We start from the raw sequence: 13,665 nt of genomic DNA, 5'->3' as shown, positions 1-13,665 counted from the left end.
AAAAAGCCGCTCCCGGGAGCGGCTTTCGTCATCTTGGCGGCATCCTCAGGCCGTGGTCTGGCGGGTACCGAAATAGTCAGCCAGGAAGTCGTCGAACGACAGGCTGTCACTGCGTTCCCGCTCCCGCTGCTTGGCCAGGGAGTCCCGTGCCTCGCCAGCAAAATAGGCCTCGTCCCAGTACTGCAGATCGCCGGCCAGCATCTCTTCCCGGTAGCGGCTCGCCAGCGCATCGCCGAAGCAGCCGTTGTCCTGGCCGCTTGAAAGCAACTGCTTGAGCAGGCGGGCGGAGTAGGTCTGCTCGGGGTCGAGCAGCTTCTCACGGTGCATCGCCAGCGTCTCGCGATAGCGGTTGCGACCACAGCAGCGATCCAGCAGCGCTGCGACCTCGGCCAGCTCGTCGAACAGCTTGAGGCCGTACTCCTTGAGGCCGATGGCATTGCCCTGTTCATCTTCAAGCGTCAGGCCGGGGCGACGCCCCTCCAGCACCACCTTGTTCTGGTTGCGGCGGTTGCGGGCAACCTCGTCATCCGAGAGCACGGGGGACGGGCGCAACAGGCACCAGACCAGGAAGAGATCGAAGAAGCGGATCTGATCCACCTCGATACCGAACGGGGTAAAGGGATTGACGTCCACCGTGCGCAGCTCGATGTATTCGATGCCGCGCTGCTCCAGCGCATCCGAGGGCTTCTCGCCGCTGCGGGGAGTACGCTTGGGGCGGATCGGCGCGTAGAGCTCGTTCTCCAGCTGCAGCACGTTGTCGTTGAGCTGGCGGTACTCGCCGTTTACCTTGACCCCTATCCTGGCGAAGTCGGGATCATGGGTGTTGATGGCTCGGCGCAGACTGCTCACATAGGCCGGCAGGCTGTCATGACTGATCTTGAGCCCCGCCTGGGCGCTGTTGGTGTAACCGAGATCGGACAGGCGCAGAGCCGTGGCATAGGGCAGGTAAAGGGTGCCCTTGCCGGTTTTCTGGAACGGCAGGCTGCTCTTGCGCCCCTTGAGGAAGGAGTCGCAGATGGCAGGAGACGCGCCGAACAGATAGGGCACCAGCCAGCCGAAGCGGTAGACGTTGCGAATAAGCCCCATGTACTTGTCGGAGATGAAGCGCTGGCTGCAGCAGCCCTCTCCCACCAGATCCTGCCACTCGCACCAGAAGCTGTCCGGCATGGAGAAGTTGAAGTGCACCCCGGCGATCACCTGCATCAGGCTGCCGTAGCGGTTCTTCAGCCCCTGGCGATAGAGGGTCTTCATCCGTCCGATGTTGGAACTGCCGTACTGGGCCAGGCGGATGCTCTCCTCGTCACCGACGAAGCAGGGCATGGAGAGGGGCCAGATCCGCTCCTCTCCCAGATGATGAATGGTGTGGCGGTGAATGTCGCCGAGCTGCTCGATCAGGCTCTCGATGGAGTCGGTGGCCGGCGTGATAAACTCCAGCAGGCTCTCGGAGTAATCGGTGGTGATGTTGGCATGGGTCAGGGCCGACCCCAGGCTTCTGGGGTGATCGGTCTGGGCCAGGGTCCCTTCGGGGGTGATGCGCAGACATTCGCGCTCGATCCCGCGCCGGATCCCCTTGAGGGCGGTCACCCGTTCCGGGGTGCCCAGCGCAGCCAGCAACTCGGTGAGCGACAAGCTAGTAGTAGTCATATTCACGGCTCATGTGTGGCCGCCCCACCCGGGGCGGCACTTATTGTTGCGACGCCCCTCAGGGCAGTTGCAGTGGATAGATGGGAAGATGAAGCTCGCTCAGGGGTTTTTCAAGCTTTTGCTTGTCTCCCACCACCACAATCACCATCTCGGCCGGATCCAGCCAGCGGGCTGCACTGGCCTTCAGCGTCTCGGGTGACACCGTTTTGATCAGGTTGTTCTGGGCCTGCACATAGTCCGGCTTCAGGTCGTACATGATCATCTGCAGCAGGAAGCCAGCCTTCTGCCCCAGGGTCTCGTAGGAGAGCGCATCCTGCTGGGAGACGGCGCTGCGCATGTAGGCCAGCTCCACCGGGGTCGGCCCGCTCTTGCGGTAGCCGTCCATCTCCTTGAGGAACTGGCGGATGGCATCCACGGTCGCATCGGTGCGCACATTGGCGCCGGTCGCGAAGATACCCGCCTCGCGGTTGGCCTGGAAGCCCGAGCTGGCACCATAGGTGTAGCCCTTGTCTTCCCGCAGGTTGAGGTTGATGCGGCTGTTGAAGTTGCCACCCAGGTTGAAGTTCATCAGGTTGGCGATGAAATAGTCTCCCGTGGTGTCAAACGGCATGGCGCGGCGGCCGATGCGGATCACCGACTGGGGGGCTCCCGGCTTGTCCACCAGATAGATGCCTGGCTTGGCCTGCTCTCCCCTGGGCTTGAGATCCCCCAGGGTCGGGGCGGCCCCCTGCCACTGGGTCAGGAAGGCGAGACCGGATTCCACCTGCTGGGCAGTCACATCACCTGTCACCACCACCTTGGCATTGGTCGGATTGTAATAGGCCTCATAGAAGCGCTTCACATCCGCCAGGGTCAGCTTCTCCACGTCCGCCAGCACCCCGTCAGAGGGTTGGCCGAGGCGGTTCTGCTTGCCATAGACCAGTTCGCGGAACGCCTGACCCGCCAGCCACTCGGGTTGCTGCTCGCTCTGTTTCATGCCTTGCAGCATCTGGGTCTTGAGCCGCTCGAAGTCCGCTTCCCGCAGGCCGGGTTGCAGCAGCACTTCCCGCACCAGCGCCAGGGTTTCAGGCAGCTTGTCCGCCAGACTGCTGATGGTGATGAGGTTGTTGTACTGGGCGCTGGAGACGCTGATGCTGGCGCCGAGTTTTTGCAGCTCGTCGCTCAGCTCGGCCTCGGAGAGGCGCGTCGTCCCCTGCTCCAGCATGGCGGCGGTGAGGCTGGCCAGCCCCAGCTCTCCCTTGCCTTCGGCCCGGATGCCACCCGGCAGGGCGATCATGATGGAGACGGCCGGGATCTCGTCGCTGTGGGTGCCGATGATATCGATCCCCTTGTCGAGCTTGCCACGCCAGATGGCGGGCACCTTGACGCTCACCGCATCGGCCGCCTTGGGCTGCACGCTGCGATCGAAGTCATCTTTCACCGGCCGCTCGGCCAGCACCTTGTCATGCTTGCTGTAATCCGGCAGCTCCCGCTTGGCGGGAGTGAAGTTCGGGGTCGCGGCCTGCCAGTCGCTCTTGCCCTTGGGCACCACGCTCAGCACCACGGCAGGCTTGTTCTGGATGAACTTGTCGTAGGCAGCCTTGACGTCAGACCCCTTGACCCGGGCGATGGCATCCAGATTCTTGAACACATAGTCGGGATCCCGGGCCAGCACCTGCCCCATGGCAAGCTGGCTGACCTTGCCCTCGATGCTGTCGAGTCCCCAGATGGCGGACGCGCGATAGCTGCTGATGGCCTTCTCCAGATCCGCGGGCTTGATGCCGCGCTGGGCGAACTCGCCGATCACCTTGTCCACCTCGCCCTTGAGGGTCTTGAGGCTGCCATCCGCCGCCGGATTGGGGTAGGCATAGACCGTCAGGGTACAGGCAAGCTCTTCGCAGGAGTGGGAGGCGCCCGCCTCGATGGCCTTGCCGGTTTTCACCAGGGACTGGTAGAGCATGGAGCTGGCAGAGCCCCCCAACACATCGGCAAAGATGTCCAGCGCCGGCTCCTGCGGGTCACCCAGGGAGACGGTCGGATAGCTGATATACAGGAGCGGCAGATGTACCTTGTCTTCCAGCGTCACGTAGCGGGTTGCCGGCAGGGTGGCAGGCTGAGGCGTCGGTTCGGCCACGTCCGGACCGCGCGGGATGGAACCGAAGTACTGTTCAATCCAGGCCAGCGCCTGCTTGGTATCAAAGTCGCCGCCCAGGGTCAGGGTCGCGTTGTTGGGGCCGTACCAGCGCAGGAAGAACTGCTTGAGGTCGTTGACGTCGACCCGGTCGAGATCCTCCACATAACCGATGGGTTGCCAGGAGTAGGGGTGGGTGCGCGGATAGAGTGCCTCCCCCACCCGCTCGCCCACCAGGCCATAAGGCTGGTTGTCGATACGCTGGGCCCGTTCGTTCTTGACGGTGGCGCGCTGGATCTCGAACTTCTTCTGGCTCACCGCATCGAGCAGGAAGCCCATGCGATCCGCCTCCAGCCAGAGCACCTTCTCCAGCTGGTTGGCCGGCACGGTTTCGTAGTAGTTGGTACGGTCCTTGTTGGTGGTGCCGTTCATGTCACCGCCCGCCTCGTTGATGATCCGCATGTGTTCCTGATCACCAACGTGCTTGGAGCCCTGGAACATCATGTGCTCGAAGAAGTGGGCAAAGCCCGACTTGCCCACGGTTTCCCGGGAGGAACCGACGTGATAGGTGACGTCCAGATGCACCAGGGGATCGGAGTGGTCGGGGGCCAGGATCACGGTCAAACCGTTGTCCAGCTTGTACATCTGGTAGGGAATGCCGAGCTTGCCCTCCTGCTTGACCTGCTCGGACACCAGGGTCGGGGCCGCCAGCACGGGAAGGGAAAAGCCCAGCAGCATGCTTAATGGAATGAGTTTGTTCACGGGTACCTCGTGAGTGACAAAAGGGCTAGAAGATCTGACTGGCCAGCAGAAACACCAGGGCATAACGAAGCAATTTGCCGAGCCCGATCAAGATGAGGGAGCGCCAGAAGGAGAGGCGCAGCCAACCAGCCAGCAGACAGAGACCATCGCCGACCACAGGCGTCCAGGCAAGCAGCAGACACCAGTGGCCATGACGTTTGAGCCAACCAAGGGCTTTTTGTTCCCCACGGTCTTGAAAATCTTCCGGTTTTTTCTTGTGGGTGGCGAGCCAGCCGAGCCACCAGGTGGTCATGGAACCCAGGGTATTGCCCAGCGTCGCCCAGAAAAGCAGGCTGGTCATGCTCCACTCCCCCTTGGCCGCCATGGCGCCCAGCAGCACTTCCGAGCTGCCGGGCAACAGGGTGGCGGAGGTGAAGGCGCTCAGAAACAACCCTCCCAGCCCCATCCCGGTGAAGTCTATCATCCGGGCTGGCCGTCTGCGGCGGACATGCGCAGCAACAGCTTGCCGCGCACATGGCCCTGCTCGATGGCCTGATGGGCCAGCGCCCCTTCTGCCAGCGTGTATTCACCAGAGACAGTGATCTTCACCTCCCCCTGGCGAAGCAGCGTCAGCATCTGGGTCAGCTGCGTTCGATCGGGATGGACCAGCATGCCGACAACCTCGACGCCAAGCTCGGCCCCCGCGTCCTTGATCTGCTGGGCCGTGATGGTGGGGACCGTCACCAGACGGCCGCCCGGCTTGACGCAGGCCAGCGCCGCCTTGCCGCTCTCGCCCCCCACCAGATCCAGCACCAGATCGAACGGACCATCGGTGATCGCTTCGGTGCACCACCCGGCCTGGTGGTAATCCACCATCCGGCTCGCCCCGAGACTATGAAGGAAGCTGTGATTGTCGCCGCTTGCCGTGGCAACCACGTGGGCACCATAGGCGGCGGCAAACTGCACCGCCAGGTGGCCGACGCCACCGGCACCGGCCAGGATCAGTACCCGTTGCCCCGACTGCAGGCCACCGTGCTCCAGCAGCCCCTGCCAGGCGGTGAGACCCGCCAGCGGTAGGGCCGCTCCCTGCCTGAGGCTCACCCCATCGAGCTTGACCAGCTCCTCCTCGCGGGCCACCACGGATTCGGCATATGCACCGGCGGCGAGGGGGAAACCCACCATGCCGCACACCTGATCCCCCTCGGCCAGGGAGGTCACGCCGGGCCCCACCTTTTCCACCACGCCGGCCACGTCATAACCCGGCGTCCAGGGCAGGTTGTCCTTGTTCTGGGCGGCCGCCCAGCCGAGACCGGCCCGGGTCTTGGCATCGATGGGGTTGACCCCCGCAAAGCAGATGCGCACCCGGACCTCTCCCTCCGCGGGCACCTTGTCCAGGGAAGGGTTGAGCCTGAGTACCGAGGGGTCGCCGAATGCGGTAATCTGTAGCTGCGTCATTGCACAATCCATCCTGTTGATTGATCAAGGGTCAACAGAATAACAGCGAGGACACCATGGCTCGAATGTTTCTTATTCCTCTGTTGCTGGCCCTGGGGTGGTGGGCGTTTCTGCTCTACTTCCGCATTCCGCTCAAACAGGGGGCCAAGGGCTTTTACTGGATCATCGGCATCGGCGGCGGGCTTGCCGCCTTCCTCAGCCTGATGATGGTGCTCACTCACTAGGGTTCGGGGACAAGGGGGAAGAAGAGAAGATGCTGCATGGACTGAACCATCTCACGCTGACAACCGGCGATCTCGACAGCAGCGTTGCCTTTTATGTCGACTTGCTGGGATGTCGCCCCAGGGTGAGATGGGCACGGGGAGCCTATCTCACCCTCGGCGATCTCTGGCTCTGTCTCTCCTGCGATCCTCCCCAACCGGCCAGAGATTACAGCCATGTCGCGTTTGGCATCTCGCCTGAACAGTTTCCAGCCTTCTGCGCCCGTCTGCGCGCGGCGGGCGTCGTGGAGTGGAAGAAGAACAGCAGCGAAGGGGATTCACTCTATCTGCTGGATCCCGACGGGCACCGACTGGAAATCCATGCAGGCAACCTGGATAGCCGCCTCGCCTCTCTCAGACAGCAACCCTATGAGGGTCTTATCTGGTTCGACTGAGCCGAATTCACCCCTGCTCGGCACGAAGATGGTAGTGACGATTGCTGCCCTGCCCCAGCACGCCCTGCGCCAACAGATGCTGGAACACCCGGTCCACCTCCTCCAGAGACAGTGACAATGCCTCTGCCACCTTGCGTTTGCTGCATTTGAGCTCGCCGCTCTCCAGCGCGCCGCGCACCTGGGCGACCACGGCTGGCTCGGGCATGGGTCTGCTGATGGCTGGCGGCTCCGGGGTCGGCACTGCGACCCGGGCCTCGGCTTGCGCCTTCTCCCGTTGCCACATCCATTGACGGCGGAAGCGGTTCTCCTCACCGATCAGGCTGACGAAAAAGGCACCAAACGCATCGAGCAGGATAGACAGGAAGCAGACCAGCAGGAACTGCACCTGGCCGATGCTCATGCCCACCCCGTCCGCCAGACTGCTCATCAGCCCCAGCATGGAGGACTGCTCCCCCAGCGGCTTGGCGTCCCGCTCCTGGCGCAGCTCGTCCTGACGCAGCCTGAGCTTGGTGTTGGCCTGCTGCAGACCGCTGACGCCGCTCGAGATACGCGCCATCTCGATGTATTTGCGGGCCGCCTCTTCGTTGAGCTGGATCTGCCGCTCTATGCTGGCTATCTGCTCGTCGAAACGGGCTATCTCCCGCTCGTGACGCGCCTGCTGGCTCAGGATGGTGTTGGTGGCGCTGTTGATGCCGCCGATACTGCCCCCGATGGAGATGGCGGCCAGCACGCTGTAGAACAGCAGCGACCAGAAGGCGCCGCCCAGATCCCGCCTCGCCTTGCACTCGCCGTACTCGTACCAGACGTAGAACTTGCCCAGCTCGAAGATGATGGCCAGCCCGCCGAACAGCCACTTCATCAGGGGGTTTTCGTCGATGGAGAGAAACAGCAGCAGGGAGAAGACGATGGAAGCCAGAATGGCCAGCCCGGTAAAACTGTAGACTGTCGTGAGGGCGAACCATCCCTTGGGGTAACGCAATGCGGCGCAAGCCTGTGTAGTCATGATGAAGCGGGAAACATCTGCAGGAAAAGTTGGCTGCCGATTATAGTCGCCACTCCCCCGGAGAGAAGGGCAAATCCCCGAATTCCCGCCGATGGACGATCAGCTGCCCAGAGTGCGACCAAAACGTGCAAATCGGCAGCAGAAAAACACTACAATCGACCCCGTACCTGAAGGACATCTGCGGTTATGCTCGGGTTAAGCCCGCCGCATTACACTCATTTCCACCGAACACGACTCGAGGACATCATGAACAGAACGACGGCTTTGTTGCTCTCTCTTTTTCTGATCACTGGTAGCGCCCTGGCACAGGACGAAGGGAGCCAGACCTTCTCCGTGGATGCGCTGACCTTCAATCTGGACTGGAATGACACGCAGTTTGACTGGTCCCAGAGCAACTGCTTCGATCTCGGGAGCGGTGACACGGCCGCCGCCGACTGCAAGAGGATCAACCTCAGTCTGGAGGACGAGACGCAGCGCAACCAGCCCCCCAGCACCAACCAGATCAGCACGCAACCGGATCAATGATCCCCCTGACAGGAGCCTTGATGCGATGACCCACATGACCATGACTTCCCGCGGCGCACTGCTGCTCTCCCTGCTTCTGGTTCAGGGAATGGCCTTTGCTGCCCCCCCTTCCAAACACGATGACGACATCCGGATCTCCACCGACCAGGGCCGGGTAAGCCTAGATTGGGACGACAAGGAGTACGAGTGGTGGCAGCACAACTGCCTGGATGTCAGCACCCGGACCAGCCGCATCCAGCTCAACTGCGACAACATGGATGGAAAATACCGCGACCATTACAACCGCAGCATTCACAGTGGCAACAACCCGGGTCAGGGCCATGACAAGCCCGGAAACAAGCACGGCGGCAACGGCCACCAAAAACACTGACCAGCATGCCCATGGACATGGTTGAGGGGCCTGTGGCCCCTGGAGTCATGTCCCCTACCAGTAGTTTTCCATGCTGATATTGCCGGGGGCGCGACGCAGGTTCTTGGCAAGCCCCAGCCCGAGCAGGGTCTGCTGAGTCTCTTTCACCATGGCGGGGTTGCCGCAGATCATCACTTGGCTCAACTCGGGGGAGAAGTTCAGCCCCACCCTCGCCTGCAAGCTGCCATCGACGATGGCTGCCGGGATGCGCCCTGCCATCGCCTCCGGCCAGGTCTCACGACTGACGAAGGGAACATAGCGAAAACGCTCGCCATGCTGCTCGGCAAAACTGGCGATAAGCGGCTGATAGCTGAGCTCTTCCCCTTTTCTCACCCCATGTACCAGCACCAGATGCTCGAAGCGGTCGAAGACCTGTCCTTCTGCCAGCATGGCGAGGAAGGGGCCGATGGCGGTGCCGGTTGAGAGCAGCCAGAGATCCCGTCCCGGGGGAATCTCATCCAGGGTCAGAAAACCGGTGGCCTGGGACTGCACCAGCAGGCCGTCGCCCACCTGCAGGGAACCGAGAGAGGGGCTCAGTTCACCGCCGGGGATCTTCACCAGATAGAATTCGTGATAGGGCGTGCCGGGAGGATTGACGAAGGAGTAGGCACGCTGGACTCGACTCTCGCCCTGCTCCAGGGCCAGCTTGGTGAATTGACCCGCCTTGTAGGGGGCAAGTTCCGCCTCCACACGCAGGGAGAGCAGGGTGGGTGTCCACTCGATGCGCTCGATGACCCGACCTTCAACCCAGGCAGCCATAAAGGTTCTCCTCCAGAGGAACAGACCTTCACTTTACCCCTTGATCTGAAAATAAAAAACCCGCGCATGTGCGCGGGTTTTTCTGCAAGAGCGGAACGCTATTACAGAGCAACAACCTGGATTTGTACGGTTGCTTTGACGTCAGCGTGCAGCTGAACAACAACTTCGTACTCACCGGTGTTACGCAGAACGTTGCCCATGCGGACTTCGCTCTTGGCAACGGCTACGCCGGCAGCAGTGATGGCTTCAGCCACGTCACGGGTACCGATGGAACCGAACAGCTTGCCTTCGTCGCCAGACTTGGAGGCGATGACAACGGCAGCCAGCTCACCCAGCTTGGCAGCGCGCTCTTCGGCAGCAGCCTTGTTGGCAGCCAGTTTGGCTTCCAGCTCAGCGCGACGAGCACCGAAGGCTTCGATGTTGGCCTTGGTGGCCATAACAGCTTTGCCTTGCGGGATCAGGTAGTTACGGGCATAACCAGCTTTTACGGAAACTTGGTCACCCAGACCGCCCAGTTTGGCGATCTTATCGAGCAGGATAACTTGCATTACCTTTCCTCTATAAATTTCGTTGAGTTAGGCGTAAGCGCCGGGCCGATTCTTACTTGTTGTGCAGATCGGTGTACGGCAGCAGAGCCAGGTAACGAGCACGCTTGATGGCGCGTGCCAGCTGACGCTGATACTTGGCGCGGGTACCGGTGATACGGCTCGGTACGATCTTGCCAGATTCAGTGACGTAGTTTTTCAGAGTAACGATATCTTTGTAGTCGATCTCGGTAACGTTCTCGGCGGTGAAGCGGCAGAACTTACGACGACGGAAATAACGTGCCATGGCCTTTATCCTCTAATGCGGTGATCTAAGAATTACTCTTCGGAAGACGCTTCAACAGCATCTTCGCGACGCTCGTCGTCACGACGGGTGAAGCGCTCTTCCTTGGCCTTGGCCATCGGAGAAACTTCAGTCACGGCGTGCTTGGTGCGCATGATCATGTTGCGGATAACGGCATCGTTGAAGCGGAAGTTGGTTTCCAGCTCATCGATAACGGCCTGTTCAGCTTCTACGTTCATCAGAACGTAGTGAGCCTTGTGCAGCTTGTCGATCGGGTAAGCCAGTTGACGACGGCCCCAATCTTCCAGGCGATGAATGGTACCACCAGCGGTGGTGATAGCGCCGGTGTAACGCTCGATCATGCCAGGTACTTGCTCGCTCTGGTCCGGATGAACCATGAAGACGATTTCGTAATGACGCATTTTAGCTCCTTACGGATTAATTCAGCCTCCGCCCAGGTGCAGCCAGACCTCGGAGGCAAGGAACATAGTGATGTTTAGACGCTGCTTTCTAGGGCGGCGTATTGTACGAAATCACCTCTCCCACTGCAACTGGCGAAGCAAGATGTTTTTCTCGATGAGCCCGATACAAAACTTTAATTGATAACAATTATCATTTAGATCCATACTCTCCTCATATCCCCACGGAGGATGACAGTATGCAACCTGCGCTCACCACGGCCATCCCGGCCCGCAAATTCAAGCTGACCCTGCTCGGCCCCGCCTTCATCGCCGCCATCGGTTATATCGACCCGGGCAATTTTGCGACCAATATCCAGGCCGGCTCCACCTTCGGCTATCAACTGCTGTGGGTAGTGGTGTGGGCCAACCTGATGGCCATGCTGGTGCAGACCCTCTCGGCCAAGCTCGGCATCGTCACCGGCAAGAACCTGGCGGAGCACATTCGCGACCGGCTGCCCAAGCCGGCGGTCTGGGCCTACTGGGTACAGGCGGAGATCATCGCCATGGCCACCGATCTCGCCGAGTTCATCGGCGCTGCGGTCGGCTTCAAGCTGCTGCTCGGCATCACCCTGCTGGAAGGGGCCTGCATCACCGCCGTGGTCACCTGGGGGATCCTGATGCTGCAATCCCGCGGCCAGAAGCCGCTGGAGTTCGTGGTGGGGGGCCTGCTGCTGTTCGTGGCCGCCGCCTACATCGTCGAGCTGGTGTTCTCGCGCCCCCATCTGCCGAGTCTGCTGGCAGGGGCACTCTTCCCCGGTCTCCCCAATGGTGATGCTGTCTATCTTGCCGCCGGCGTGCTTGGTGCCACCGTGATGCCCCATGTCATCTATCTCCACTCGGCCCTGACCCAGCACACCCAGGAGCAGGGCACGGTGACCCAGCGACTGCACAGCACCCGGATCGACGTGGCCATCGCCATGACCATCGCCGGCTTCGTCAACCTGGCCATGATGGCCATGGCGGCGGCCGCCTTCCACAGCTCCGGCAATCAGCAGGTGGCCGAGCTGGAAACGGCCTACCAGACCCTCACGCCCCTGCTGGGCCCGGCAGCCGCCACCCTGTTCGGCCTCTCCCTGGTCGCCTCCGGCATCTCCTCCACCGTGGTGGGAACGCTGGCGGGGCAAGTGGTGATGCAGGGCTTCGTGCGCTTCACCATTCCGCTCTGGCTGCGCCGAGCCATCACCATGGCTCCCGCCTTCGTGGTGATCGCCATGGGCCTCAACACCACGGAAATTCTGGTACTGAGCCAGGTAGTGCTGAGCTTCGGCATCGCCCTCGCTCTTATTCCGCTGCTGATCCTGACCGGTGATCGCGCCCTGATGGGGGCACATCGCAATCACCCCGTCACCCAGGCCGTGGGGCGCCTCATCGTCGCCCTGGTGATCGGCCTCAATGCCTATCTGCTGGTCACCACCCTCTAACGCCATCTTGAGGCTCATTGACCCGGGTTGATGAGCCTCTTCGCACTTTCGCGTATGCTGCCCCTTTCCCTTCTCATCATCTCGTTGCGGGAGCCCTGCCATGGAACATACCCGAGCCAGCTTCGTACTGGGCCACCATCAGGAACAGGCCAGCGTCGTCTGTTGCAAACAGGGGGATCCGACCCTGCTGGTCACCGACCTCACCCCCTTTCATCCCCAGAGCCACCTCTGGCCCGATCAACCCGGTGACGTGGGCACTGTGCGCTGGGAAGGGGGGGAAGCGGCCGTGGGCCCCTGCCGCATGGGCGCCATCAGTCCCGAGGGCGAGCTGTTCGTGGATACGGAGATTCCGGTCAAGCGGGGGGCGGATGGGTGGGCTTTCGTGGTGGTGCATCCCCTCGCCGGTTCCCATCACCTTGCCATTGGCTCGCCTGTGGAACTGACAGTGGATGCCGAGGCACGCCATGCTCTGAGCCTGGGCCACAGCGCCTGCCACCTGGTGGCACTGGCCCTCAATCGGGCGCTCACGCCCTATTGGCGAAAGGAGACGAGCGAGCTGGACGCTCTCGGGCAGCCGGATTTCGACCGCCTCGCCATCCAGCACTCCCGGGTCGAGCCCAGAGGATCAAAGGAGCAGTACCGGATCGGCAAGAGCCTTCGGAAAAAGGGAATCAACAGCGAGGCATTGCTGGCCGACCTCGACAGGATAGCGCTCCAGGTCAACGAGCAACTGATGCGCTGGCTCAAAGAGGGAGGCGAGATCCGCCGCAGCCGGGCCGGTGAGGCCATCGTCGATTCCCGCTACTGGCATGGCATGGTGGACGGTCGGGAGATCACCATTCCCTGTGGCGGCACCCATGTGAGCACTCTGACCGAGTTGGGCCAGGTTCAGGTGACGCTGGCCTCCAGTGAAGAGGGATTTACCCTCACCACCCGGGTCACCCCCTGAACCACCCCAGCCCTCCTGATGCCGCACCGCCCTGACCGGGGCGGTGTCCCGACAGAGAGACCGCAGGCAGATCAGCGCGGCGATATCTCACCCCGGTCTGACGACCACATGGCCACGGGGTAGCAAAAAACCATGCGATGCACCACGTATGAGGGGCCACTTGCCCCTTTCCTGGCGCCTGACGATGTCAGGCAGGCTCCCTTCGCATCCCCATGTGAGGGATGTCATCTTCCAGATACCCTTCCCCTTCGGCCACGAAACCATGCTGGCCGTAAAAACCTTGCAGGTGAGCCTGTGCACCGAGCCAGATGCTGTGTGCAGGCCAGCGTGCCTCGCACTCTCTGACCGCTTGCGCCAGCAGGCGGTGACCCAGTCCGCCCCCCCGCGACGTGGGAGAGGTGACCACGCGGCCGATGGCAGCGCCGCTGTCATCACCAATGCCGGGTGCCATGATGCGGGCATAGGCCGCCAGGTGATCCCCCTCACGACCGAGCAGATGCAGCACGCCGTCACGGCGATCCAGCCCGTCCAGATCCTGGAAGGGACAGGTCTGCTCCACCACGAACACCTCAGCGCGCAGGGCAAGCAGCTCATACAATTCATCCGTGGTCAGCTCGGACCAGGATTTCATACTCCAGTTCATGAATGACTCCTGTTTAATGGGGTCTGACAGCATAATCTTGCTCCCGACGAGGGGCATTAACC

The 13,665-nt window shown here is 61.8% G+C and carries 16 protein-coding genes; 6 read left to right on the top strand and 10 right to left on the bottom strand.

What is annotated here, in order from left to right; all coding sequences use genetic code 11:
- Positions 1-45 precede the first annotated feature (45 nt).
- Genes gshA through AB5Y50_RS15660 form a run of 4 tightly spaced genes read right to left on the bottom strand, consistent with a single transcriptional unit; the run spans position 46 to position 5,950 of the window.
- The gene (gshA, locus tag AB5Y50_RS15675) at positions 46-1,644 is read right to left on the bottom strand and encodes a glutamate--cysteine ligase (RefSeq protein WP_049636442.1); all 1,599 of its coding nucleotides are present in this window, start codon (positions 1,642-1,644) and stop codon (positions 46-48) included.
- A 58-nt stretch (positions 1,645-1,702) separates the two neighbouring features.
- Positions 1,703-4,516 (bottom strand): pitrilysin family protein, encoded by a 2,814-nt coding sequence (locus AB5Y50_RS15670; protein ID WP_049636443.1) that lies wholly within the window; start codon positions 4,514-4,516, stop codon positions 1,703-1,705.
- Between the two features lie 25 nt (positions 4,517-4,541).
- Positions 4,542-4,979: a YqaA family protein gene (locus AB5Y50_RS15665; RefSeq protein WP_049636444.1), complete on the bottom strand. Its 438-nt coding sequence runs from the start codon at positions 4,977-4,979 to the stop codon at positions 4,542-4,544.
- Positions 4,976-5,950, bottom strand: a complete 975-nt coding sequence (locus tag AB5Y50_RS15660; RefSeq protein WP_049636445.1) for an NADP-dependent oxidoreductase — start codon at positions 5,948-5,950, stop codon at positions 4,976-4,978. Before AB5Y50_RS15660 ends, AB5Y50_RS15665 begins: the two co-directional genes overlap by 4 nt.
- Positions 5,951-6,006: 56 nt before the next feature.
- Here AB5Y50_RS15660 and AB5Y50_RS15655 point away from each other — a divergent pair, with 56 nt between their 5' ends.
- Together AB5Y50_RS15655 and fos are read left to right on the top strand one after the other, a co-directional pair.
- Positions 6,007-6,174: a hypothetical protein gene (locus tag AB5Y50_RS15655; protein WP_005308905.1), complete on the top strand. Its 168-nt coding sequence runs from the start codon at positions 6,007-6,009 to the stop codon at positions 6,172-6,174.
- 29 nt (positions 6,175-6,203) lie between these two features.
- Positions 6,204-6,605: a fosfomycin resistance glutathione transferase gene (gene fos / locus AB5Y50_RS15650; RefSeq protein WP_049636446.1), complete on the top strand. Its 402-nt coding sequence runs from the start codon at positions 6,204-6,206 to the stop codon at positions 6,603-6,605.
- Between the two features lie 7 nt (positions 6,606-6,612).
- Here fos and AB5Y50_RS15645 read toward each other — a convergent pair whose 3' ends face one another.
- Positions 6,613-7,608 carry a hypothetical protein gene (locus AB5Y50_RS15645; RefSeq protein ID WP_049636447.1) on the bottom strand — a complete coding sequence of 332 codons (996 nt, stop codon included), beginning with the start codon at positions 7,606-7,608 and terminating at the stop codon, positions 6,613-6,615.
- A gap of 246 nt (positions 7,609-7,854) precedes the next feature.
- Here AB5Y50_RS15645 and AB5Y50_RS15640 point away from each other — a divergent pair, with 246 nt between their 5' ends.
- Positions 7,855-8,133, top strand: a complete 279-nt coding sequence (locus AB5Y50_RS15640) for a hypothetical protein (RefSeq protein ID WP_174722078.1) — start codon at positions 7,855-7,857, stop codon at positions 8,131-8,133.
- A gap of 25 nt (positions 8,134-8,158) precedes the next feature.
- On the top strand, positions 8,159-8,503 hold the full coding sequence (locus AB5Y50_RS15635; RefSeq protein ID WP_080988613.1) for a hypothetical protein: 345 nt from the start codon (positions 8,159-8,161) through the stop codon (positions 8,501-8,503).
- A 54-nt stretch (positions 8,504-8,557) separates the two neighbouring features.
- Here the strand turns inward: AB5Y50_RS15635 and AB5Y50_RS15630 are convergent, their stop codons facing one another.
- The 4 genes from AB5Y50_RS15630 to rpsF form a co-directional block, all read right to left on the bottom strand.
- Positions 8,558-9,301, bottom strand: a complete 744-nt coding sequence (locus tag AB5Y50_RS15630) for a ferredoxin--NADP reductase (protein ID WP_049636449.1) — start codon at positions 9,299-9,301, stop codon at positions 8,558-8,560.
- A gap of 101 nt (positions 9,302-9,402) precedes the next feature.
- Positions 9,403-9,849 carry a 50S ribosomal protein L9 gene (gene rplI / locus AB5Y50_RS15625; RefSeq protein ID WP_010673120.1) on the bottom strand — a complete coding sequence of 149 codons (447 nt, stop codon included), beginning with the start codon at positions 9,847-9,849 and terminating at the stop codon, positions 9,403-9,405.
- 52 nt (positions 9,850-9,901) lie between these two features.
- Positions 9,902-10,132 (bottom strand): 30S ribosomal protein S18, encoded by a 231-nt coding sequence (gene rpsR / locus AB5Y50_RS15620; RefSeq protein ID WP_005313392.1) that lies wholly within the window; start codon positions 10,130-10,132, stop codon positions 9,902-9,904.
- A gap of 32 nt (positions 10,133-10,164) precedes the next feature.
- Positions 10,165-10,551 (bottom strand): 30S ribosomal protein S6, encoded by a 387-nt coding sequence (gene rpsF / locus AB5Y50_RS15615; RefSeq protein ID WP_005331771.1) that lies wholly within the window; start codon positions 10,549-10,551, stop codon positions 10,165-10,167.
- Between the two features lie 236 nt (positions 10,552-10,787).
- Between rpsF and AB5Y50_RS15610 the strand changes: the two genes are divergently transcribed.
- Positions 10,788-12,011 (top strand): Nramp family divalent metal transporter, encoded by a 1,224-nt coding sequence (locus tag AB5Y50_RS15610; protein ID WP_049636450.1) that lies wholly within the window; start codon positions 10,788-10,790, stop codon positions 12,009-12,011.
- Positions 12,012-12,111: 100 nt separating this feature from the next.
- Positions 12,112-12,960, top strand: a complete 849-nt coding sequence (locus tag AB5Y50_RS15605) for a hypothetical protein (RefSeq protein WP_049636451.1) — start codon at positions 12,112-12,114, stop codon at positions 12,958-12,960.
- A gap of 187 nt (positions 12,961-13,147) precedes the next feature.
- Here the strand turns inward: AB5Y50_RS15605 and AB5Y50_RS15600 are convergent, their stop codons facing one another.
- On the bottom strand, positions 13,148-13,603 hold the full coding sequence (locus AB5Y50_RS15600) for a GNAT family N-acetyltransferase (protein WP_049636452.1): 456 nt from the start codon (positions 13,601-13,603) through the stop codon (positions 13,148-13,150).
- Between the last annotated feature and the right edge of the window lie 62 nt (positions 13,604-13,665).

The sequence above is a fragment of the Aeromonas sp. s6 genome, from assembly GCF_040907815.1.
GTDB classification, from domain to species: Bacteria; Pseudomonadota; Gammaproteobacteria; order Enterobacterales; family Aeromonadaceae; genus Aeromonas; species Aeromonas caviae.
Note: the sequence above shows the minus strand (reverse complement) of the source record. Positions and strands in the feature narration are given on the sequence as shown.